A 21,205-nucleotide genomic window follows, 5' to 3' on the forward strand; every position below is an offset into this window, starting at 1 on the left:
CGAGCTGCGGAAGCTGGTGGAGACCGCCAGCCGGATCCAGTTCACGGTCGGCGACTACGCGCTCGAAGTCGAGCCGATGCGCGAGGCCGGTGGTCAGGAGCGGAGCGATGCGCTGTTCACGGTCAAGGAGTCGCTGTTCCGCATGGCCGAGGACATCGGCCTGTCCTGCGCGACGGTGGACAAGGCCCGGTGGACCGCGTCGAAGTGGCCGAAGGACCGGCGGGTGAGGGGGTGTCGTTCACGGTCCACAACATCCTGGCGTCTATCGCCAACGACGAGGAACGGTTCGCCACCGTCCTCAACCCGCCGGAGGGAAAGTCCCGCTGGACACCGGACGAGGCGAACCGGCGGGTCGGCAGGCAGGTTGTCAAGCCCGTGACACCGCAGGAGAAGGTCAGCGCGATTCACACCCTCGCCCAGGATGAGGAGGTCGCCGCCACGGTCACCGGTGATCTGCTGCGGCGTCCGGCGGTCGTCGCGCAGGTCAAGGACGAGGACAGGGTCCGGGCGGTGGAGGAACTGACCCGCGAGGAGCAGGTCGCGGCGGCCGTGGCCCCGGACTTCCTGCGCCGGCCCGCGGTCGTCGCCCGCGTCGCCAAGGCGGACAAGGTGAAGGTCGTCGAGGAACTGACCCGTGACGAGCACGTTGCCGCCGAGGTGACCACCGGTCTGCTGCGCAGGCCCGACGTCGCCTTCCGGGCGATGTCGGACGACACCGCCCGCCACCAGGTCAACCACGCCCAGGTCGAGCGGGGCCGGCAGGCCCGCGAGCACTTCGAGCAGACCAGCCCCCTCGCCCCCGCGATCCGCAACATCGACCGGTCGGTGGAGTTCCTGGACCTGGTCACCGCCTGCCACGCGTTCGTCGCCGCGGCCGGCCGGGTCGTCCCGGGCATGCGCGACCGCCAGCTCGGCGACGACGAACGCGTCATCGTCCACGAGAACGTCGCTCGCGTCAGGGCGATGCTGGACTGGATCGAGACCGCGGTCGACACGGGCAAGGTGGACGTCGACGGCGAGCTGGCCCGCCTGCTGCAAGGTGAGTAGGCGATGCCCCGCGTTTCCGAGCGCAGATCGGCCGCCGCCGAGCGACACGCCGACTCCGTCCGGTTCGTGCTCTTCGAGGCCCGTCCGGCCGGTCTGACCTTCGCTCAGCTGGTCAGATCCAGTGAGCTGTCGCCCAGCCAGGCCCGCGCGGGCCTGGCCTGTCTGCCTGCGGGACATCATCGCCGAACGCGGCTGGCCGCCCCTGATCTGGACTAGGACGGACGGCTACAAGTTCTGCTCGAACCCAGCCGAGCTCCAGGCATACGAGGTCGCGATCATCCGGGAGAAACTCACCGAGATCCGCCGGTTCATCACCGGCGCCGTCGCCCCGCATGCCGTCCTGCAGTCGAAGGGACGGTGGATCAAGCACCTGAACACGCAGCTCAGCTCGGTCGAGTCCACGCTCGACGTGATCTCCGACTACATCGACGCCTGACCGGCGGGGCCGGCCCCGCCCTGTCCTTGAGGGGAGGGGAACCGTTTGCCGCGGCGACGCTGCTCCCCTTCCGACACCTGGGACGACGAATGGGCCCTGAGCGAGCCCCTGCTGCCGACACCCGCCTGCGAGACGAAGACGGGCGGCCGGCCCGAGAGGCACCCCCGCCGGGAGATCGTCGACGCGATCCGCTACGTCGTCGACACCGGATGCAAGTGGCGGGCACTGCCCAAGGACTTCCCGCCCTGGCGCACGTGTTACGGGTTCATGGCCCGCTGGGCCGCGGCCGGTGTCGTCGGACAGATCCGTGACCAGTTCCGCAAGCGGATCCGCCGCGAGATGGGCAAGGCGCCCGGAGCGGTCGCCACCGTCATCGACTCCCAGTCGATCAAGGCCGCCGACACCGTCGGCAAGGACTCCCGCGGCTACCAGCACTCGGAATCGCTCATCACCTGGGCCGCGATCACTCTTATGACCAGGCGAATCACCCGCCGAAGCTCCCGCCGGAGCGGACAGCCGGCCTCCCGCGAGGCTCAACGCGACTGATCGTCTCGGCACTGACGGGCAGCAGTGCCACCAAGAGGTCACCGGGCCCGGTCGCGGCCTTGAACACCACTCTCCCACCGCCTCTGAACCCTGTCAGCGACTTCCGGCTGACCCCAGGTTGCACAGCGGGCCAAGTCGATGGTCGCCGGCCGCGATGGTCCGTGAGGACTACGTCCAAGGCCGCAGCCCGCCTGCGCCTCGGGCCTGATCTGTGTACGCAGGACGACGCCATAACGTGCTGCTGGGGTCCAGATCGTCCGCGTAGGGGAGAGAACATGAGCACCGCTTCACCAGTATCGCTGGTCACGGGCGCCAACCGGGGAATCGGTCGGGAGACCGCGCGTCAGCTCGCCGCGCTCGGCCACACCGTCTTGCTGTGCGCCCGCCGTCTGGAGGACGCCGAACAGGCCGTCGCCGACCTGGCCCCCGGAGTTCCCGGCACGCTGCTGCCATACCGACTGGACGTGACTGACGCCGACGACGTCATTACCCTCGCCCGCAACGTGGAGAAAGAGTTCGGGCTCCTCGACATCCTCGTCAACAACGCCGCCATCAACTACGACACCGCCCAGCGCGCCGTCTTCGCCGACCTCGACGAGGTCCGGCGCACCCTGGAGACCAACCTCTTCGGTGCCTGGCGAACCGCGCAGACGTTCCTGCCGCTGCTGCGCCGCTCACCCCACCCCCGCCTGGTGAACGTCTCCAGCGAGTCCGGCTCCCTGGAGCATATGTCCGGCGGAACCCCCGCCTATGGAGTCTCGAAAGCTGCCCTCAACACCCTCACCCGCAAGCTCGCTGACGAACTGCTTGCCGAGCGGATCCTGGTCAATGCCGTCTGTCCGGGTTGGATCGCCACCGACATGGGCGGCCCGGGCGGCGGACCCGTCGAGCAGGGCGCCGCCAGTGTCGTTTGGGCTGCCACCCTGCCCGATTCCGGACCTACCGGCGGCTTCTTCCGGGAAGGCGAACCTTTGGCCTGGTAGGCGGACCCTACTCGGCTGTCGCTCACCGGGCTGAACCGACTCTGCCGACAGGACCCTAACGAGCACGCTCCCAGCGCCTGCGGCAAGCACCCGAACCAGCACCGTTCGAATCTTGAGCTGGGCAAATGCGCAGCTCAAGATTGAAAACAGGCACTGACCGAACAGGCCGCCGACGCCGCCGTCGACCAGGCATGCCGGATGCTCAGGCTGCCCACCATCCGGGCCCAGTTCCCCGAACTGGCCGAAACCGCCGCCCGCGACCAGATGTCGTATCGCGGGTTCCTCGCCGAACTGCTGATGGCCGAGTGCGACGACCGGGCCCGGCGCCGCTCCGAACGGCGGATCAAGGCGGCGCAGTTCCCGCGGGAGAAGTCGCTGCGGGCCTTCGACTTCGAGGCCAACGGGAACGTCGACGCGGCGGTCATCCACACCCTGGCGACCTGCGAATGGGTCAAGAAGGGCCTGCCGCTCTGCTTGATCGGAGACTCGGGCACCGGCAAGTCCCACCTGCTGATCGCGCTCGGGACCGAGGCGGCCATGGCCGGCTTCCGGGTCCGCTACACACTCGCCACCAAACTGGTCAACGAGCTGGTCGAAGCCGCGGACGAGAAGATCCTGACCAAGACCATCGCCCGCTACGGGCGCGTCGATCTTCTATGCACAGACGAGCTGGGCTACATGGAGCTGGACCGCAGGGGTGCTGAGCTGCTGTTCCAGGTGCTGACGGAACGCGAGGAGAAGAGCAGCGTCGCCATCGCCTCCAACGAGTCGTTCGGCGGGTGGACCCGGACGTTCACCGATCCGCGGCTCTGCGCGGCGATCGTCGACCGGCTCACCTTCGGCGGGAACATCATAGAGACCGGCACCGATTCCTACCGGCTCGCCACCACCCGGGCCCGAGCGGCGCAAGACGCGGCCACCAGCTGACGGAGCTTGACCGTGACGGGGTTCCGCCCCTCACCCGCTCGTGCGGCGCCGATAGTAGTGCACGGTCACCGCACCCAGCAGCGGCCCCCAGGCGGCCACAGGCAGATAGCAGGCGGTCAGGAGCCAGTTGCCCCACGGCGTGATGTCCATCTGAGCGTGCAGAGTCGTCCAGACGAGCAATACTCCATAGACACTGCAGGCGAGAGTGCCAAACGCCGCAGGGATAACCGCAGCACGTACCGGGACCGGACGGCCTCCGAGGTACGGCAGCCAACGCGGCCACACTTCTCCCCACGGCCGTACCAACCCGAGTGTCAGCCAGGCCAGACCTTCTTGGGCCAGCGACAGCAAAGGCAGCACCAGCAGGCCCCAGCCGGGCAGGAGCATCGCATCGTACTCGGACTGTCCGAGTCCAAGCGGAACACCCAGCACGGCAGCGAGGCGCCACAAAGCCGATGGCAGAGACACCCAGACGACCGCGGCCGCCGCACGTCGCGCCCAGGCCGGGACGCCCGGGACCGTCCGATTCGATGCGTGGTCGGATAAGTGCTTTCCTTCGGTCGGCGCGTTGTCGGAGAAGGGAACAGTGGTGGGCATGCGGCACGCTCCTCGATCAGCAAGGTCCCTCGATGTCCTTGATGCTTTCGCAGCCCCCCGCCACCCGCGTCCGGCCACGGCATGAACACCATCCGCCACACGGCGTAACCGCATTGCCGCCGTATCAGCCCCGAGGCGTACGCGCCGCCGCAGCCAGGCAGTGTTACTCGGATCACCGAGCGGACCAGAGAGCGATTCCGGCGATGTGGAGTGCCGCCATGTCGCGGCCGCATGAAGGGCCCTCAGGCGCCAGCAGCGTTACTGGTTCTCATCAACATTTCCGAGCCAAGTGATCGCTAAGAGGTCCTAACAAAGGCGTTGGACGTGTCGGTGGGTGATGAGGCAGGTGGCGAGGCCAAGGAAGGCTTCGTGGATGTCGTCGCGTCTTTCCCAGCGGATGCGCAGGCGGCGGAAGCCGTGGAGCCAGGAGATGGTGCGTTCGACGACCCAGCGGAAGATGCCCAGGCCGGAGCCGTGCGGCTGTCCGCGTTCGGCGACCACGGGCCGGATACCGCGTTTCCGCGGCAGCCGCCGGTGCTTGTCGTGGTCATAGCCGCGGTCGGCGAAGAGCATGTCCGGCCGTCTGCGTGGCCGTCCGACGACGCCGGCCACGGGTGGGACCTTGTCCAGCAGGGGCAGGAGTTGGGTGACGTCGTTACGGTTCCCGCCGGTCAGCGACACTGCGAGCGGGACGCCCTGGCCATCGACAAGGACGTGGTGTTTGCTGCCCGGCCGTGCGCGGTCGACCGGGCTGGGACCGCTTTTGGGCCTCTGCGGGCCGCCCGCACGTGGGAGGAGTCGATCACCGCCCGCGACCAGTCCAGCTGCTTCGCCGACCGCAGCCTCTTCAGCAGCACCAAGTGCAGCTGGTCCCACACGCCGGCCTCGTTCCAGGCGGCCAGGCGTCGCCAGCACGTCATACCCGAACCAAAGCCCAGCTCCTGCGGCAGGTACTCCCACTGGATGCCGGTGTGCAGCACGAACAGGATCCCGCACAGGGCCTGCCGGTCAGGCACTCGCGGCCGGCCCGCCACCAGCTTCGGCCCCGGCTCGGGCAGTAACGGCTCGATGAGCGACCACAGTTCGTCCGACACGATCCACGGCCGCGACTGACGTTTCCCCACGACCCGACCAACGAGCAGACAAGCCCGATGGTCACTTGATCAACAACTTCTGTTAGGACCTCTAAGTGCTGCCCAAACCCGTCGACAAACGTTGCCCACTCCCACCTACGAAACCACCTCGATGACGTCACCGACGAAGAACTCCCCCGCCTAACGGCAATGCAGTTGCTTTTGAGCTGGGCGGGTCCTCAGAGCTCGTAACACGATCTTGTTGATGTGTCCTGGTTGGGCGTGACCGATGTGACGATTCGGCCGTTCGGGATGGTGTGAGTACTCGGCCGTGGACCGTCGATGACGACTTGTGGGCACTGATCGAGCCCCTGCTGCCGCCCTGGCCGGAGCGGTCGCCGGGGCTGCGGCCGGTGGCGGACCGGCTCTGCCTGCAGGGCGTCCTGTACGTCCTCTGCAACGGCATAGCCTGGCAACTCCTTCCCCTGGAGCTGGGGTTCGGCTCCGGGCAGACCTGCTGGCGCAGGCTGGAGCGATGGCAGCAGGCCGATGTCTTCGATCAGTTGCACCGCATCCTGCTCGCCGAACTGAACGCCGCCGGCGAGCTCGACTGGTCGAGAGCGTGCGTGGACGGCTCCCACATCCGCGCGAAGAAGGGGGCCCCGACACCGGCCCGTCGCCGGTCGACCGGCGGAAAACGGGCAGCAAACACCACTTGATCTGCGATGGACGCGGCACACCACTCAAAGTCATCACCACCGCGGCCAACGTCAACGGCATCACCCAGACCCTCGCCCTCGTCGACGGCATCCCGCCCGTCGCAGGCCGTCCCGGCAGACCACGCCGTCGCCCCGACGCCCTGCTCGGCGACAAGGGCTACGACTCCAAGGCCAACCGCCTCGAACTGCGCAAGCGCCGGATCCTGCCCGTCATCCCCCGCAGAGGAGCACCGAACGTCCAGGGCCTGGGCAAACTCCGCTACGTCGTGGAGCAGACCTTCGCCCTGCTCCACCACTTCAAACGCCTTGCCGTGCGATGGGAACGCCGCACCGAACGTCACGACGCCTTCGTCTCCCTCGCCTGCAGCCTCATCTGCTGGCGACGGCTTCGGAAGCCCAAGAACGACTGACCGGTGTCAGGGCAGGCAAGGACGCCAGCAGGCTGCTTCAGCACGTTGGTACTCTCCGCATCTACGGCGAGGAGGGGAGATGACCGTGGGAGCAGAGCCGTCAAGTCCTCCGAGCCGCTGGTTCAGAGGAACGGGCTTTGGGGTCCTCTTCGGTGGACTGACCGCAGTGGTGTCCACTGCTGCCATTGGGAATGCATGGGCTGTATGTGACATCGGCAACGGCGTAACCAATGGCATGGCCTTGCTGTTTCTTGTCCCTCTCATATGGATTGCCGCTGCGGTTTCGTGGGTGATCCTGCACAGCACCATCGGAAGACGTCATCGCAGGACAGCCCTGACTGCAGGGCTCATCTTCACCCTGTGGTTCACCTGGTTCCTTGTCACATGGCTTGGCATGCCGGACTCCTACCCCGCACCGTTGTGCGCGGGCAACGTCCCACCTTGGTGGCCGAGCTTCATCCCTGCATGACTCCGGCGAAGCCTGTGAACCTTGGCAGCGGCACCCTACTCAACAGCACCCCCGACCAGCCGCTGCACGCCAGCAAGATCGTGTTACGAGTTCTTAGCCGGGCGTGGGAAGGCGCGCGGGCGCGGTGTTGCTCACCTGCTGGAAGATGACCGAGGTGCGGAAGCCGGTGATTTCCCCGCGCTTGCTGAGCCGGTCGGTGAGGAAGGCGTGCAGGTGGTCCAGATCCTGAACGGCGACGTGAAGGAGGAAGTCGTCGCCTCCTGAGAGCACGAAGACGTGGAGAACTTCTGGCAGGCCACTGGCGAAGCCCTTGAAGGCGTCGATGACGACGCGGTTGAGAGGGCGGACCTGAACCGACACGAGCGCCTGAACGCTGCGGTTGAGGGCCGCGGGATCGATGTCGGCGTGGTAGCCGCGGATGACACCACGGCGATGGAGTGCCCGAACCCGCTCCAGGCAGGTCGACGGGGCAATGCCGAGCTGCCGGGCGAGCTCGCGGTTGGACTGCCGCGCATCTGTCTGGAGAAGCCGGACGATCTCCGAATCAAGTTCATCCATGGCCAGTCACCCACCCCTATTTCAGTCAAACGTTCGGTCAATCGCCTGACCAACGAGTCATTCGTCCAGTATGACGTCATCGGATTTGAACAACAGAAGGGAACTGGCGGACTCATGCTCGATCATGAGCAGGTCGCGATCCACACCGGTCGACGCTCCCGATTACCGGTGATCGTGGCCGTTCACTCGACGGCGCTCGGTCCGGCGGCCGGCGGCCTCCGGCTCTGGCACTACCCCGACTGGCGCGCCGGCTTCACCGACGCCCTTCGCCTATCGGCTGCGATGACCTCGAAGTTCGCCGTGGCCGGGCTGCCCAGCGGCGGCGGGAAGGCCGTCGTGGCCCTGCCGGAGGGGATGGAACTCGATGCCGACCGGCGCCGCGACATCCTGCGTGACGTGGCAGACGCCATCGCATCACTGAGCGGTGCTTACGCCACCGGGCCGGATGTCGGGACCAGCCCCGACGACATGGCTGTCATCGGGGAAACCACCCCCCACGTGTTCTGCCGACCGGCCCACCTGGGCGGCAGCGGCGACTCGTCCCCGCACACCGCGCAGGGCACTCTGGCCGCCCTGCGGGCTGTCAGCCGACGGCTGTACGGCACCTCGAGTCTGGGCGGCCGCAGTCTCGCCGTGATCGGTCTGGGCCGCGTCGGCGCCGGCCTCGCCCGCCTGCTCGCCGCCGAGGGAGCCGTCCTGACGGTGACCGACATCGATCCGGACGAACAGAAGATCAGCGATGGGCTCGGCGCTGTCTGGCGGTCGCCCGACGAGATCCTTGCCGCGGACGTGGACATCGTGGTCCCCGCGGCTCTCGGCTCCGTCCTGACCAGGCAGACCGCGGCGGATCTCCGCTGCCGTGCCGTGGTGGGACCGGCGAACAACCAGCTCGCCACCCCGGATGTCGCAGACCTGCTGCACCAGCGCGACATCATCTGGGTGCCGGACTATGTCGCCAGCGCCGGGGGAGTCATCGACGCCGTCAGCACCGAGCTGCACCGCGTCAGCGCGGACGAGGCCCGCGCACGAGTGCGCGCCATCGAGGACACCGTCGACGCCCTGCTGGACACCGCGCAGCGCCACGGCCAGACCCCGGCGCAGGCGGCGAGCGAGTTGGCCCGGCGCCGACTGAGCGCCGCCGTCAGGCCCACGGGGTCACCCACGGGGTCGTTGCGGTTGCGGGCAGCGGGGCCCGGTGACGCCGAGAACATGGCTCTGTTGCACGCCGACAGCTGGCGTCGGCACTACCGCGGCGCGTACTCCGACGCGTTCCTGGACGGTGATGTGGTGGCCGACCGGCGGTCCGTCTGGTCCTCGCGCCTCTCCCACGCGAGCGGCAGCGCGACGGTCGTCGCCGAGGACGACACCGGGCTTTGCAGGGTTCGTCCACGCCATCTTCGACGAGGACGGCCGCTGGGGCAGCCTCGTCGACAATCTGCACGTCACCCAGCACCGCCGAAGAACGGGCCTCGGCACCGCGCTGCTTTCCCACGCCGCGGCGGCCATCGCCGAGCGCGCGAGGGGCAACGCCATGTACCTGTGGGTGCTCGAACAGAACACGGCGGCCCAGGAGTTCTACCGAGCCCTGGGCGGCACCTGCGTCGAAGAAGCACTGGTTTCGCCCCCCGGCGGCGTGGTGTCCCGGCTCGCAGGCTCCCCCGCCAAGCTCCGCTTCACCTGGCCCGACGCCTCGCTGCTCGCGTCGACCAGCGGACGGCACGGCATACCGATAATCCGAAGGAGCACGCCATGAACCCTGACGCGACTACCAGCGTCGACCACTACGACAGGCTGCTCGCCGAGCACTACACCTGGATGCTGGGCGGCGACGTTCACGAGGTCGCCGCCCGGCAGGCCGCGCTGCTCGCGGAACTCGGCCTGGCGGGGACCGATAACGACACAGCCGTCGACCTGGGCTGCGGCTCCGGTGCGCAGACGCTGGCGCTGATCCGCCTCGGCTTCTCCCCCGTGATCGCCGTGGACACCAGCCGCCGGCTGCTCGACGAACTCATCTCGTACGTCGGGGACGCCGAGGCGGTGCGGCCGGTGCATGGCGACATCTGCACCGTGCTGCCCGAGGCGGCCGAGCCGGGCACGGTCGCGGCAGTCGTCTGCATGGGAGACACGCTTCCCCACCTCCCGTCCAAGGCGGACGTCCCCGTGCTGCTCGGCCACATCAACCGTGCCCTCGTCCCGGGCGGCCACTTCGTGATCACTTACCGCGATCTCACAGCGGAGCTGCGCGGCACGGACCGTTTCATCCCGGTCCGCAGCAGCGACGACCGGCTGCTCACCTGCTTCCTCGAATACCGCGACGAAGACACAGTGATCGTCCACGACCTGCTCCACACCCGGACGAACGGCGCCTGGCAGCAGCAGGCAAGCAGCTACCCCAAGCTGCGACTCGCCTCCTCCTGGCTGGTCGAACAGTGCCGGGCCGCGGGACTGGACGTCCGCCACGACGCCGCAGACTCCAGGGGGATGCGGATCCTCCACGCCGTGAAGCCTTGACGGGCGTTCATGGCTCCCGGACGGCACCGGTGATAACCGTGGGGTGACGACCTTGCGGACGGCTGCGGGTTCGGGCACGGTGCCTTCCCGGTCGGCGAACGGCAGGAGCCCGGCGCCGACCAGAGGCGATGGGCGGCGGCCTCACCATGCGGTACGCGACCGTGGTAGGCACGGCCGCGGTACGCGACCGTGGTAGGCACGGCCGCGCGAACAGCGCGAACAGAAGGAGGAACATGAGCGATCCCACCAGAAGAGCCGAACTGTTCGGAGGCGCCGACAGCGACCGCCGGTTCACCGGCCCGACGACCGGCGACGAACGGCGGATGCTCATCGATGTCCTGAGCGCCCAGCGCGCCACACTGCAGTTGAAATGTTCCGGCCTGGGCCCGGAGTTGTCCCTGCGGTCGGTGGAACCATCCACGCTCTCACTCCTCGGCCTGGTCCGGCACCTTGCCGATGTGGAACGCCGCTGGTTCCGGCGGGTCCTGGCCGCGCAGGACGCGCCGGCCCTCTTCTCCTCGACTGCCGACCCCGACGGGGACTTCGACGGCGCCACGGATGACCCCAGGGTGGTCGCCGAGGCATGGGAGGCGTGGCGGACCGAGGTGGCCTTCGCCGAACGGTTCGTCACCGAGGCCCCCGACCTCGACGTCGAGGGCGACGACTCCTGGCGCGGGACGGTGTCGCTGCGCTGGGTACTCATCCACATGATCGAGGAGTACGCCCGCCACAACGGCCACGCCGACCTGCTCCGCGAGTGCATCGACGGAGCCGCCGGCGTATGAGGTCGGGATCCACTTCGGCCTGGCCATTGTTGCCGAGAGCCGTTTCGTTCATCTCTCGGCCTGGCCTGTGAACGGCAAGAGGCAGCGCCTGCAACACGCACAGACTTGACACAGAATGGTCGTAGTCGACGCCGTCGACCGGCCGCACGTGCTCCGGCGCGCGCACCCACACCCGGTACTCCGCAGCCTCCACACCGCCGTCCTCGCCGTCCGGGTACGAGGGCAGCCCCACGAGGTAGAGCCAGCCCGATTCCGTCTGCCGCCGCCTCCCAAAGGGGAGACCACGAGGCGCCGCAGCACGGCCGCGCACCGCTCAGAGGGTCTGTGCCGTCTGTGTCCGGCACGGGCCCCCTGGTGCAGCCTTCCACGCGGCTACGCCGCCGCCCACTCCAGTCCGAGGTCGGCGAGCTGCTGGTGTCCGGGAGCGGTTTTCTTGATCAGTGGGTGGTGGGTTGGCCTGGGCTGATCAGTTTGGTGTTGGTGGTACTGGGGGCTTCAGACCGGCTGGTTCTGGTTCGGTGATGGAGGAGCGGAGGTTCTGGCTCGTGTGCTGAGCTGTCGCTTTGTCAGGTGGAGTGAGCGTTGGTCAGCGTGGTCAGTTTGCTTGCGTGCTGATCAGGTTCGTTGAGTGCTGGTATGTGCCGGTGTGGTGGTGGGGTGCCTGGACCGGTCTCTTCAGGCCCGTGACAGCATGCCGAAGACCTCGTCAGCCGCCGGAATGAACGGGGTGACTTGGTGCCGACGGCCTCGACGACTCCGCAGACGTCGTCCGGGCACCACTTGCCGCCCGGTCCCGTTGCCGCCGCCGTGAGGACGAGTACCTCTCCGCGATCTGCGCGTCGGTCTGTCTTCAGTTTCGGTCGGTCTCACAGTGCGTCCTTCCTCGCAACGCGGCGATGGTCGAGGCGTCGCGCGGGCTGGAGAAGTGGAGCAGGGCCGATTCGGCAGCGGCGTCGGTGTCGTCGTGTTCCTGGTCCTCGCCGTTCTCGCCGCCGGCCCGATGATCTGCCCGTTCTCATCGCGCCGGACGTGCACCTTGCGCTTCCCGCTGCTGAGGGCACGGGAGGTGAGCAGCTCGACGAGTCGTTCATCGTGACTGCGGAGTCCTTGGAGGACCGCTACAAGGGGGCGGAAGCTGGCGCTGGCGACCATGTCGGTGGGGTCCTCGCCGGGCTCCAGGAACACCGGCACGATGATCCGTGCGACCTTCGTTGAGCTGTCGCGGTTCAACGTGAGTGCGCGGCCGATGTTCTGTAATGGTGGTCGGCTGCGGCTGCCCGCGGCTGTGGCTGAGCGTGTCGGTTGATGGCGGCGATCACCCGCGGACCAGGCCCAACTCGCCCGCGCGTACTCCGGCCTGGAAACGGGAGCCCGCGTTGAGGGTGACGAGCAGTTCGGCGACCCGGCGGCGGTAGGTGCGCAGCGACATGCCGAGTTCCCGTGCGGCTGTCTCGTCGGTGGCGCCGGAGGTCAGGGCGCGCAGAACCCTTGCGGCTTGGGCGTCGATCCGGGGCCGTTGCGCGCTGAGGAAGGCCGCGAGGTCGGTGGCGCTCTCCCAAGCGGCTTGGAACAGAGCGTAGGCCCCGTCGACCAGGGCCGGTGTGGCGCTCATGGTGTAGGTGCGGTGTCCGTGGGCGGCCGGTGCGGGTGTGATGGGGCTGGTGAGGATCATGGTTCGCCGGTCGATGAAGAAAGCTCCCCGGGACAAGGGGGCGGCGGTGATCCGGATCTGCATGCCGTGTGCTGCCATCTCGCGCAGGGCTTCCCGGTCGCGCTCGTCGGCGAGTACGGCAGGGCTGTACAGCTTGCGGGCCGGAACTGCCCCGTTGCGGCGCATCGTCAGGCGGGCGGCCTCGCGCGCGCCGGGCCAGGTGTCGAGGTCGCGGGCGACGTTGACCCATTCCGTGTCGTCGGACTCCGTCAAGGGCTTGAGCCGCGTCCAGAGCTCAACATCACCGCGAAGCATCATGACCTGTGACATGCGTTCATTGTGCGGGTGGCAGCAACATGCCACGCTCTCGTCGGCTGGTGCCGGGCCGTACAGGCTCAAGCCCATGAGCAACAGATTCCGCCTCGGCGGCGACCTGGACGTCAACAGGCTCGGATTCGGCGCCATGCGTCTGCCGTCCAAGGACGGTATGGGCGGCCCCGCCCGCGACCCCGAGGCTGGCCGTGCCGTGCTGCGGCGCGCCGTCGAACTCGGGGCCGACCACATCGACACCGCCGACTTCTACGTCAGCCACGACGGTGCGGTGCGTGCGAACAGCCTGATTCGCGAGGCGCTGTACCCCTACCCGTCCAACCTGGTCATCGCGACCAAGGTGGGCCCGATCATCCATCCCGACGGCCTCCACCAGGGCACCCCGGCCGACATGCGCGGCCTTGTCGAAGCCAACCTCACCGGCCTCGGCGTGGACCGGCTCGATCTCGTCTACCTGCGCATCGGGGCGATGACACCCCCGCACGGCGAGTCGCTCGCCGAACGCTTCGAGGCGCTCGCCGCGCTGCGCGAGGAGGGCCTGATCCGGCACCTCGGCCTCAGCAACGTCGACACCGGCCATCTCGCGGAGGCTCGCGCCATCGCACCTGTCGCCGCCGTACAGAACCACGCCGCCCAGCGTGACGACGCGGACGTCATGGCCGCCTGCCAGGAGTCCGGCATCGCTTTCGTGCCCTTCTTCCCTGTGGGCGGCGGTCGGGAACTCGACGACGAGCGTCTCGCGAAGGTGGCGGCCCGGCACCGCGCCACCGTCCCCCAGATCGGCCTCGCCCGGCTGCTGGCCTCCTCCCCGATGGCCCTGGCCATCCCGGGCACGGGATCCCTCCCGCACCTGGAGGACAACATGGCCGCCGCCGCGATCACCCTCACCGACGACGACCTCGCCGACCTGTCCTGACATCGCACACGAAAGAAGCCCCTGCCATGAAGCTGCTGATCCTCGGCGCGACCGGTCCCACCGGCCGTCATGTCATCGACCTGGCGGTGCGATCCGGTGACTCGGTCACGGCCTTCGTCCGCAACCCGGCGGCCCTGGGTGACCTGGCCAAGCGGGTCACGCCGGTCACCGGCGACGCCACCTCACACCGCGACCTCGCCGCCGCCGCGGCCGGGCACGACGCGATCGTCTCCGCGCTCGGCAGGGGAAATTCGATGCGCGCCGACGGCCTCTTCACGCGCGCCTCGGCGGCCGTGATCGGCGCAGCCGGGGAAGCGGGTGTCTCCCGCCTGGTGTGGCTGTCGTCGTTCGGTGTCGGCGACACCTTCCACTGGTCGAGCACCACACAGAAGCTGATCTACAGCACGCTGCTGCGGTCGATCTACGCCGACAAGGAGATCGCGGACGAGAGCATCCGCTCCAGCGGGCTGGACTGGACCGTGGTCTACCCCACCAGGCTGACCCACGGCCCCGCCATGGGCACGTACAGGGCGGACGACCGGCTGCCGATGAAGGGCAACCCGACGATCAGCCGCGCGGACGTCGCTGCCTTCATGCACCAGGCAGCACACGGCAGCGAGTGGATCAACCGCGCCGCCGTGATCTCGGACTGAGTGTCCGCACTCCGAGTATGACAGTCGTTATAGACGGGGCCTCGGGCTCTATAACGCCTGTCATAGGAGGATGTCCTGACGATCATTACCGTGAACGCCCCCAAGGGACACCTCGGCCTTGAGCAGCGCCGTGAGCTGGCCGAGACGCTGACGGACGCGGTGCTGGTGCCCGAGGTGGGGAAGCCCGCTCCGGCCGCCCGCGTGGGGTTCCAGGTGCACTTCGTCGAGCGCGAGCTGGACATGATGGCCATCGGCGGACGGCTGCTTTCGGACGCCGGTCAGGAACTCGACGTGATGGTGATCGACATCGCGGTCATGGACGCCGCCTGGCAGCCGGACGTACGAAGCCAGGTCATCGAGCGCGTCCTGGCCGCGCTGGCGAAGTCCTGCGGACTGGAGAAGCCGTCACCGACGTGGTGGGTCAACTTCCGCGTGATCGACGAGGGCAGCTGGGGCTCGTCCGGGGGCGTGCTGTCCGTCCTCCCCCTCCTTGAGGGCGGTGTGTTCACGGAGGGGAGGGCCAAAGCCGTCCGTGCCGCGCTGGGCGCCTGAAGTCGACAACGACGGTTCCAGGCATGCACGGAGCCCTGCCCCTGCCCGGTCAGCCCTTGATCGCGGCGAGGACGAGGGCCTGCAACTGCTCCGCGGTGCGATCCAGGGGCTGAGTGCTGCGCTTGGCGCGGCACATGGCCACGGTCCCCTCGACGGCCGCGACGACGAGGGTGGCGAGCTGGGCCGCCTGCTCACGCTCGGCGCCGTGCTCGCACAGCGAGTCGGCCAGCAGGCTTTCCCAGGCGTCGAAGACGTCAGCTGCGGCTACCAGGGCGGCCGGCGTCTCGTCCGTGGGCGGCTCCTCGATGGAGACGGCGAGAACCGGGCAGCCCGCCCGGAAGTCACTGTCGACGACGATCTTGCGCCACAGGCCGAGGAACGCCCGCAGCCCGGAGGCCGGCCCCGCCTCCAGCTCCTTGCGTAGACGGCGCGCGACCCACTCGCCCGTGTAGCGGACGGCCTCGGTGGCCAACTGCTGTTTGCCTTCGGGGAAGTAGTGGTACGTCGAGCCGAGCGGCGCCCTGGCGTGCTTGGCCATCTCGCGGATGCTCGTCGCGTTCAGACCGCGCCGGCTGATCATGTCGGCCGCACCGGCCACGATCCGCTCGCGCGCCGCCGGGCTGGGCTTGGTCACGTACATGATCCCTTCTGACCCCACTGGATATAACAGCCGTCATAGTCTAGCGTGACCGGCACTTATAACGACCGTCATATACCTGTGTCGTCGAACGACAAGAAGACGAACGAAACAAAGCGAGGTATGCCATGCCGATGATCCGGCTCACCGCCCCGGCCGCCGCCCTGACCGCACAAGGCCGCCAGAGCATCCAGCGTGACCTCGCGGCGGTGCTGCTGCGCTGGGAGGGCGCACCCGACACGGCGTTCTTCCGCGCCCAGGCATGGAGCTACCTCACCGAACTGCCGGAAGGCGCCCAGACCACCGCCGAGGACGACGCGCCGCGCTTTTTGGTGGAGGTCACCGTCCCACAGGGAGCCCTGTCCGAGCGCCGCAAGGCGGGCCTGGTCGAGGAGGCGACGAAGACCGTCCTGGCCGCGGCCGGCCTCGGCCGGGACGACGCCCCGCGGGTGTGGGTGCTTGTGCGCGAGCAGCCCGACGGCACCTGGGGTGCGGGCGGCTCCGTCATCCGCTACGCCGACCTGGTGGCACTGGCGAAGGGGCAGCGCACCGATGCGTGAACTGACCTACGTCGCCCGGCGCACCGTCGAGTGGCGCGAGGCACCCGACCCTCGACTCCAGTCCGATGGACAGGCGATCGTCGCACCGGTGGCCGCCACCTCCTGCGACGTCGACTCCTCCATCCTGGCCGGTCACGGCTTCATCGACCCACCGTTCGCCCTCGGCCACGAGTGCGTCGCCCGGGTCGTCGAGACCGGCGACGCCGTGACCACCGTCGCCACCGGCGACCTGGTCGTCGTCCCCTGGTCCATCAACTGCGGCACCTGCGAGCGATGCCGGGCCGGGCTGACCGCGCACTGCACCGCCGTCCCCTACATGGCGATGTACGGCGCACCGATCGGCGGCACTTGGGGCGGGCTCTTCTCCGACCTGGTCCGCGTGCCCTACGCCGACGCCATGCTCGTCCCGCTACCGGCCGGCCTCGACCCGGTCGCCATGGCCTCCGCGAGTGACAACTGGTCCCTGGCCTGGCGCCTGGTCGCCCCGCACCTCAAGGCCTGCCCCGGAGCACGCGTCCTGGTCGTCGCCCGCGGCAGTATCGGCCTGTACGTGTGCGACATCGCCCGCGCCCTTGGCGCCTCCGACGTGCTCTACGTCGACCCCGACCCCGAACACCGCACCCTGGCCCGCGCGTTCGGGGCCGCCACCGCCGAGACCCTGGACCCGATCCCCCAGGGCTACGACATCGCCGTCGAGGCCACCGGCCGCGTCGACCAGCTCGCCCTCGCCGTCAAATCCCTGACTCCGGAAGGGATGTGCGAGTCGGCGGGCAACCATTTCCGTCCCGGTGAACTGCCACTGCTCGACATGTACCTCAACGGCGTCACCCTGCGCATCGCCCGCGACAACGTCCGTGCCCACATCCCCGACGCCCTCGCACTCGCCGCCTCCGGCAAGGTCGCCCCCGAGAAAGTCGTCTCCCGCGTCATCGACTGGGAGGACCTGCCGACCGCGCTGCCGGAGAAGCACCTCAAGCCGGTCTTCGTCCGGGCCGATGACTGACCGCACCCGGCCCGCACCCCACCAGCCCACCCCACCGAGAAACCCGATGCACACTTCCCTCACCGACCCGCCGCCCACTGGCACTGCCACCGACCCCACGCGAGCGACAGCCGGGGAAGAGGAACTGGAAGACCAGAAGGCGGCCATCACCCACCTCGGTCACGAACTGCGCGCCCTGGTGGAAGCCACCGTCCGCACCGCCGCCTCCCCGGACACCCTCCACCGTGTGGCGGACGGCGTCCGCGCCGTCACCAGCCAGCTGACGGGCCGACAGCGGTCGCGGGCGGAGATCCCCGAGGTGGACGAGTTCCCCACAGGGACACGTATCTACAGCCCAGTGACCGGGGCCGGAAGCCCGCTGGCCCCGCCCGTACAGGTAACACCCACCGCCGACGGCCTGGTGGGTCACTGCACGCCCGGCATCGCCCACGAAGGGCCGCCCGGCTACGGCCACGGCGGCATGAGCGCCATGCTCCTGGACGAACTCATGGGCCGCGCCTGCGCAGCAGCGGGAACGCCCGGCCTGACCGTCTCCCTTCAGATGCGCTACCACCGCCCGGTCCCACTGGAAACACCTCTGCGGATCCTCGCCCGCGTCACCGGCACGGACGACCGCAAGATCTTCGTGAGCGGGTCGATCACCACCCAGACAGACCCTGACGCGAACCTCGTCACGGCCGACGGGGTCTTCATTGCTCCCGACCCCCACCGCACTCGCACCCTGTTCCCGGGGCTGCAAGCCGAACGGTAACCAGCCAGGCATACGGCGTATCCCCCGCCAGAAGTTGCCGGCGGAACGGATCCGGCACACCACGGCAAACCCCCATTGCTCAAGCGTCCTGGGCCAACAGCACGCCTACCTCCGGTCCTGCCTCCACAGTCGGCACCGTCACGCCCAGTCCATGCCCAGCTTCCGCAGTGCGTCCAGCTGTTCCTGGGTGAGCTTGTCCCGCCTCGCGCGGGTGTTCGATACCCATACGCCCAACTTGATGACCACCGGCTCGGCCTCGCCGCCGACCGCGATCTGTTCACTGTGGCCCCTCGGCACGGGCCGATGACCTTCCCGCTCCACCCACTGTGCGAGGGCCGTCAGGCCGCGCTGGAAGGCCTGCTGTGCCTTGCTCGTGCCCTTCGTCGCACCCTTGGCGGCCGGGGCGGGAGACGGCTCCTCCAGCGGCTTGATGCCCAGCGTGGACAGCCGCTCCTGCTGTTCGGGCAGGAGCCGCGCCCAGGTGCCCGGATTCTTCTGCTGCTGGAGCCACTTGCCGATGTCGTCGCCGTCCATGAGCACGCCGGGCTGGATCTCGGGCAGGCTGCCGTCGGCCTCGACCAGGTCCGCGAGGACGCGGTAGTGCCGCTGCCAGTCCAGCGGCCACGGGCAGTCCCAGTCCGGGTCGATCGCAGTGAGCTGTGCTGCGCGTACGGCGGCCCGCTTCGGGTCCTTGCCCAGTCCGTTCTTCGCTCCCTTCCGCCGGAGGTTGGCCATGTGCTGCCCGATGGGCACCATCGCCTCACCTTCGCCCCAGACCGAGTCCTGACGCGGCGCGAGGTGCCCGGTGGCCCTCCGGTACGAGCGCAGCGCGGCGAGCTTGTTCTCCCACGCCTCCTCTCCCGGCTCCCAGACCATCCCGGCCTCCGGGGCGTCCAGCAGTTCCTTGCGGTGGGGGTCGAGTTCGCCGGCGCGCAGCGTCCTGCGCTGCTGGTGCACCCACCGCCCCAGCGGAAACGACTTCGTCACGCCCACTTCGGCCTCAACGTCGTACGGGACGGCGTAGAGGCCGGTGATCTCGTTGTCCGATCGCCACCGGAGCAGGGCCTGGTAGCCCTCCAGCCACGCCAGGGACTCGGGCCGGTAGACCCGGGTGCGCAGGAACGCAGCGATGGTCGCCGCGTCGCGCGGGCTGGAGAAGTGCAGCAGGGCCGCTTCGGCGGCGGCCTGCGTGTCGTCCTGCTCCTGGTCCTCGCCGTCACCTTCGCCGCCGGCCCCGACGATCCGCCCCTCTTCGTCGCGCCGGACGTGCACCTTGCGCTTGCCGCTGGTGAGCGCACGGGAGGCGAGCTGCTCGACCAGGCGCTCATCATGCGAGCGCAGGCCCTGGAGCACGGCCACGAGCGGCTTGAAGCTCGCGGAGGCGACCATGTCGGTCGGGTCCTCCCTCGGCTCCAGGAACACCGGCACGATGATCCGCGCGACCTTGGTGGAGCCGTCCTTGTTGAGCCGGAGCGCCCGGCCGATGTTCTGGACGATCTCCACCTGGGAGCCGCGGGTGTCGGCGAAGCAGATCGAGTCGACTCCCCTCTCGCCTGTGATGTCGACGCCTTCCCCGAGCACGCGAACGCTGGCGAGGAAGGCGCGATGGATCCGTCGGCCGGCCGCGTCGATGCCGTTGGCGAACTGGCGCAGCGCCTCGCGCCGCTCGGCCACGAGGTGGTCGCCGCACAGCCATGCCGACCACACCCGGTCCGGGGGTACGTGGCGGCCGGCCTCCAGCTCGTAGAACTCCGCGTCGATCGAGGACTTCGGCAGCTTGTCCGCAGCGGCCAGGTCGTCGTCGGAGGCGTCGTTGACGTACAGCTCCGCTGCCGTCTCGGGCAGCTTCTCCGCGAACGCGGCGGCCTCCTCCACCTTCTGGTGGAACGTCATGACCGTGCGGAGGTTGTACGCGGCCGCGTGTTCCAGGAGCGCGGTCTGCAGGAGCGCCAGGCGCCGGCCGCGCCTCACCTCCTCCGACTCCCCCAGCACGGGGGAGGGGTCGCGGATCTCCAGCACGTCGATCTCGAACCCGGCGAGGATCTCGCGCTCGATCGCCTCCGAGAGTCCGAGCTCCGCGAGCCACGCGCCGTAGGTGCCCTCCGGGTCGTCAGCCATGGTCGCGATCTCCGCTTCCTGGCCCTCCGCGCCCTTCTGCGGGCGGGGCGAGGCCAGGATGCGCGGGGTCGCGGTGAGGTAGAGCCGGAAGTCGGCGGGGATCCGCTGGTTGTCGTGGATCGCGGCCCACGGTCGACCAAGATCACCGGCGGTTCCGTGGGCCTCATCCACGATGGCGAGGTCGAAGCCTGCCATCTGCTGTCCGTAGAGGCGTTCCCCGCCCGCCAGAGCGGCCTCCAGCGGCCCGCGAACCTTCCGCTGGCCCGTCGGGCCCTCCGGGTCCTCGCGGTCCACGAGAGAGGCATACGTGGCGAACACGACCACCGGCCCGGACCCGGCCCACAGAGCGAGCTGGATCGGGTTGGTGGTAGTGCGCACCCCGAGCTCGTTGAGGACCGGGTCGTTCTCCAGCGAGCACACCGCGACCATCGGGGCTTGGTGACCCATCAGGCGCCACGCGTGGGCGGTCTGCACGAGCAGGTCCAGGGTCGGCACGGTCACGAGGATCCGGTCGTCCCGGAAGCACTCCAGAGCGCATGCGGCCGCCGTGATCGTCTTGCCTGAACCGGTCGCTGACACGATCGTGCCCCGAGCCCCCTCCGGGGGCACAGATGATCTTGCAGGAAATCCAACCCATTTACGGAGAGCCGACCTTTGGTCAACCTGGTGTTCCTTGAGTTGGATTGCAGACATTTCCCTGCTCCCCTTGGCGCCTTATTCTGGCAGTTATTTAGACAGCTACGTGCAGGTGTGAGTGAGCGGCTGAGTCGCCCCAGATCGACGCATTGGCGACATGCCAGCCGCCGGGCCTTCCGTCCTTCCACAACGGCTTGTTGTCCGGCTCGTAGTGCCGGGCTCACGCGTGCAGAGGATGACGTCCCCGTCAGACAGCTCCACCGTCCGCGCCGTGCACAGACCGCCGGCCTCCCCCCAGTGCCGCCGACACCCGGCGCCGCGCCCGTTGGAACGCGGC

At 68.9% G+C, this 21,205-nt stretch carries 17 protein-coding genes and 7 pseudogenes; 16 read left to right on the plus strand and 8 right to left on the minus strand.

Going from position 1 to position 21,205, the window contains the following annotated elements:
• Positions 1-189: 189 nt before the first annotated feature.
• The 5 genes and pseudogenes from HDA41_RS40450 (at position 190) to istB (ending at position 3,939) form a co-directional block, all read left to right on the plus strand.
• The gene (locus HDA41_RS40450; protein ID WP_376706756.1) at positions 190-1,047 is read left to right on the plus strand and encodes a DUF6192 family protein; all 858 of its coding nucleotides are present in this window, start codon (positions 190-192) and stop codon (positions 1,045-1,047) included.
• Positions 1,048-1,050: 3 nt separating this feature from the next.
• A pseudogene (locus HDA41_RS40455) lies at positions 1,051-1,483 on the plus strand (RacP protein).
• 45 nt (positions 1,484-1,528) lie between these two features.
• A pseudogene (locus HDA41_RS40460) lies at positions 1,529-1,912 on the plus strand (transposase); the annotation flags it as partial.
• A gap of 392 nt (positions 1,913-2,304) precedes the next feature.
• Positions 2,305-3,012 (plus strand): SDR family oxidoreductase, encoded by a 708-nt coding sequence (locus HDA41_RS40465; RefSeq protein ID WP_184979526.1) that lies wholly within the window; start codon positions 2,305-2,307, stop codon positions 3,010-3,012.
• Between the two features lie 153 nt (positions 3,013-3,165).
• Complete coding sequence (istB, locus tag HDA41_RS40470; RefSeq protein ID WP_184992999.1) at positions 3,166-3,939, plus strand: IS21-like element helper ATPase IstB; 774 nt, start codon at positions 3,166-3,168, stop codon at positions 3,937-3,939.
• A 30-nt stretch (positions 3,940-3,969) separates the two neighbouring features.
• Here the strand turns inward: istB and HDA41_RS40475 are convergent, their stop codons facing one another.
• Both HDA41_RS40475 and HDA41_RS40480 read right to left on the minus strand, forming a co-directional pair.
• Entirely contained in the window at positions 3,970-4,536 is a 567-nt protein-coding gene (locus HDA41_RS40475; RefSeq protein ID WP_184979524.1) for a hypothetical protein, read from the minus strand.
• Between the two features lie 306 nt (positions 4,537-4,842).
• A pseudogene (locus HDA41_RS40480) lies at positions 4,843-5,660 on the minus strand (IS5 family transposase).
• 266 nt (positions 5,661-5,926) lie between these two features.
• On the opposite strand from HDA41_RS40480, the gene HDA41_RS40485 reads away from it, so the two are divergent.
• A protein-coding gene (locus tag HDA41_RS40485; protein ID WP_230299867.1) for an IS5 family transposase occupies positions 5,927-6,738 on the plus strand; the annotation gives its coding sequence in 2 pieces (ribosomal slippage) (positions 5,927-6,244 and positions 6,247-6,738; 810 coding nt in all).
• A gap of 562 nt (positions 6,739-7,300) precedes the next feature.
• On the opposite strand, the gene HDA41_RS40490 is transcribed toward HDA41_RS40485, so the two are convergent.
• Positions 7,301-7,765: an Lrp/AsnC family transcriptional regulator gene (locus HDA41_RS40490; protein WP_184979519.1), complete on the minus strand. Its 465-nt coding sequence runs from the start codon at positions 7,763-7,765 to the stop codon at positions 7,301-7,303.
• Positions 7,766-7,879: 114 nt separating this feature from the next.
• Here HDA41_RS40490 and HDA41_RS40495 point away from each other — a divergent pair.
• From HDA41_RS40495 to HDA41_RS40510, 4 genes and pseudogenes are all read left to right on the plus strand, one after another.
• Positions 7,880-8,908, plus strand: a pseudogene (locus HDA41_RS40495) (Glu/Leu/Phe/Val family dehydrogenase); the annotation flags it as partial.
• A gap of 139 nt (positions 8,909-9,047) precedes the next feature.
• Positions 9,048-9,518 carry a GNAT family N-acetyltransferase gene (locus HDA41_RS40500; protein WP_230299869.1) on the plus strand — a complete coding sequence of 157 codons (471 nt, stop codon included), beginning with the start codon at positions 9,048-9,050 and terminating at the stop codon, positions 9,516-9,518.
• 95 nt (positions 9,519-9,613) lie between these two features.
• A pseudogene (locus HDA41_RS40505) lies at positions 9,614-10,276 on the plus strand (class I SAM-dependent methyltransferase); the annotation flags it as partial.
• A 233-nt stretch (positions 10,277-10,509) separates the two neighbouring features.
• Positions 10,510-11,061: a DinB family protein gene (locus HDA41_RS40510; protein WP_184979515.1), complete on the plus strand. Its 552-nt coding sequence runs from the start codon at positions 10,510-10,512 to the stop codon at positions 11,059-11,061.
• A 118-nt stretch (positions 11,062-11,179) separates the two neighbouring features.
• Here the strand turns inward: HDA41_RS40510 and HDA41_RS42560 are convergent.
• From HDA41_RS42560 to HDA41_RS40515, 3 genes and pseudogenes are all read right to left on the minus strand, one after another.
• Positions 11,180-11,371 (minus strand): annotated as a pseudogene (locus HDA41_RS42560) (DUF6233 domain-containing protein); the annotation flags it as partial.
• Positions 11,372-11,932: 561 nt separating this feature from the next.
• A pseudogene (locus tag HDA41_RS42165) lies at positions 11,933-12,318 on the minus strand (DEAD/DEAH box helicase); the annotation flags it as partial.
• Positions 12,319-12,376: 58 nt separating this feature from the next.
• A complete protein-coding gene (locus HDA41_RS40515; protein ID WP_184979513.1) occupies positions 12,377-13,042 on the minus strand; it encodes a helix-turn-helix transcriptional regulator in 666 nt (221 codons plus the stop codon).
• A gap of 73 nt (positions 13,043-13,115) precedes the next feature.
• On the opposite strand from HDA41_RS40515, the gene HDA41_RS40520 reads away from it, so the two are divergent.
• The 3 genes from HDA41_RS40520 (at position 13,116) to HDA41_RS40530 (ending at position 15,163) form a co-directional block, all read left to right on the plus strand.
• On the plus strand, positions 13,116-13,958 hold the full coding sequence (locus HDA41_RS40520; RefSeq protein ID WP_184979511.1) for an aldo/keto reductase: 843 nt from the start codon (positions 13,116-13,118) through the stop codon (positions 13,956-13,958).
• A 26-nt stretch (positions 13,959-13,984) separates the two neighbouring features.
• Positions 13,985-14,611: an NAD(P)-dependent oxidoreductase gene (locus HDA41_RS40525; protein WP_184979509.1), complete on the plus strand. Its 627-nt coding sequence runs from the start codon at positions 13,985-13,987 to the stop codon at positions 14,609-14,611.
• 75 nt (positions 14,612-14,686) lie between these two features.
• The gene (locus tag HDA41_RS40530) at positions 14,687-15,163 is read left to right on the plus strand and encodes a tautomerase family protein (RefSeq protein WP_184992997.1); all 477 of its coding nucleotides are present in this window, start codon (positions 14,687-14,689) and stop codon (positions 15,161-15,163) included.
• A 49-nt stretch (positions 15,164-15,212) separates the two neighbouring features.
• On the opposite strand, the gene HDA41_RS40535 is transcribed toward HDA41_RS40530, so the two are convergent.
• Complete coding sequence (locus tag HDA41_RS40535) at positions 15,213-15,803, minus strand: TetR/AcrR family transcriptional regulator (RefSeq protein ID WP_184979507.1); 591 nt, start codon at positions 15,801-15,803, stop codon at positions 15,213-15,215.
• A 125-nt stretch (positions 15,804-15,928) separates the two neighbouring features.
• Here HDA41_RS40535 and HDA41_RS40540 point away from each other — a divergent pair, with 125 nt between their 5' ends.
• From HDA41_RS40540 to HDA41_RS40550, 3 genes are read left to right on the plus strand one after another with little or no spacing between them, the layout of a single operon-like run.
• On the plus strand, positions 15,929-16,360 hold the full coding sequence (locus HDA41_RS40540; RefSeq protein ID WP_184979505.1) for a tautomerase family protein: 432 nt from the start codon (positions 15,929-15,931) through the stop codon (positions 16,358-16,360).
• Entirely contained in the window at positions 16,353-17,363 is a 1,011-nt protein-coding gene (locus HDA41_RS40545) for a zinc-dependent alcohol dehydrogenase (RefSeq protein WP_184979503.1), read from the plus strand. Before HDA41_RS40540 ends, HDA41_RS40545 begins: the two co-directional genes overlap by 8 nt.
• Positions 17,364-17,409: 46 nt before the next feature.
• Positions 17,410-18,114, plus strand: coding sequence for a PaaI family thioesterase (locus tag HDA41_RS40550; RefSeq protein ID WP_184979501.1), 705 nt, complete (start codon positions 17,410-17,412; stop codon positions 18,112-18,114).
• Between the two features lie 138 nt (positions 18,115-18,252).
• On the opposite strand, the gene HDA41_RS40555 is transcribed toward HDA41_RS40550, so the two are convergent.
• Positions 18,253-20,925, minus strand: a complete 2,673-nt coding sequence (locus tag HDA41_RS40555) for a DEAD/DEAH box helicase (RefSeq protein ID WP_184992995.1) — start codon at positions 20,923-20,925, stop codon at positions 18,253-18,255.
• Between the last annotated feature and the right edge of the window lie 280 nt (positions 20,926-21,205).

Source organism: Streptomyces caelestis (genome assembly GCF_014205255.1).
In the GTDB taxonomy this organism is placed as follows: domain Bacteria; phylum Actinomycetota; class Actinomycetes; order Streptomycetales; family Streptomycetaceae; genus Streptomyces; species Streptomyces caelestis.

Coding starts and splice junctions, on each gene's coding strand:
- HDA41_RS40465 (WP_184979526.1), top strand. CDS start 2,305: ATGAGCACCGCTTCACCAGTATCGCTGGTCACGGGCGCCAACCGGGGA.
- HDA41_RS40535 (WP_184979507.1), bottom strand. CDS start 15,803: ATGTACGTGACCAAGCCCAGCCCGGCGGCGCGCGAGCGGATCGTGGCC.
- HDA41_RS40545 (WP_184979503.1), top strand. CDS start 16,353: ATGCGTGAACTGACCTACGTCGCCCGGCGCACCGTCGAGTGGCGCGAG.
- HDA41_RS40555 (WP_184992995.1), bottom strand. CDS start 20,925: ATGTCTGCAATCCAACTCAAGGAACACCAGGTTGACCAAAGGTCGGCT.
- HDA41_RS40490 (WP_184979519.1), bottom strand. CDS start 7,765: ATGGATGAACTTGATTCGGAGATCGTCCGGCTTCTCCAGACAGATGCG.
- HDA41_RS40520 (WP_184979511.1), top strand. CDS start 13,116: ATGAGCAACAGATTCCGCCTCGGCGGCGACCTGGACGTCAACAGGCTC.
- HDA41_RS40525 (WP_184979509.1), top strand. CDS start 13,985: ATGAAGCTGCTGATCCTCGGCGCGACCGGTCCCACCGGCCGTCATGTC.
- HDA41_RS40540 (WP_184979505.1), top strand. CDS start 15,929: ATGCCGATGATCCGGCTCACCGCCCCGGCCGCCGCCCTGACCGCACAA.
- HDA41_RS40475 (WP_184979524.1), bottom strand. CDS start 4,536: ATGCCCACCACTGTTCCCTTCTCCGACAACGCGCCGACCGAAGGAAAG.
- HDA41_RS40500 (WP_230299869.1), top strand. CDS start 9,048: ATGTGGTGGCCGACCGGCGGTCCGTCTGGTCCTCGCGCCTCTCCCACG.
- HDA41_RS40510 (WP_184979515.1), top strand. CDS start 10,510: ATGAGCGATCCCACCAGAAGAGCCGAACTGTTCGGAGGCGCCGACAGC.
- HDA41_RS40550 (WP_184979501.1), top strand. CDS start 17,410: ATGCACACTTCCCTCACCGACCCGCCGCCCACTGGCACTGCCACCGAC.
- HDA41_RS40515 (WP_184979513.1), bottom strand. CDS start 13,042: ATGTCACAGGTCATGATGCTTCGCGGTGATGTTGAGCTCTGGACGCGG.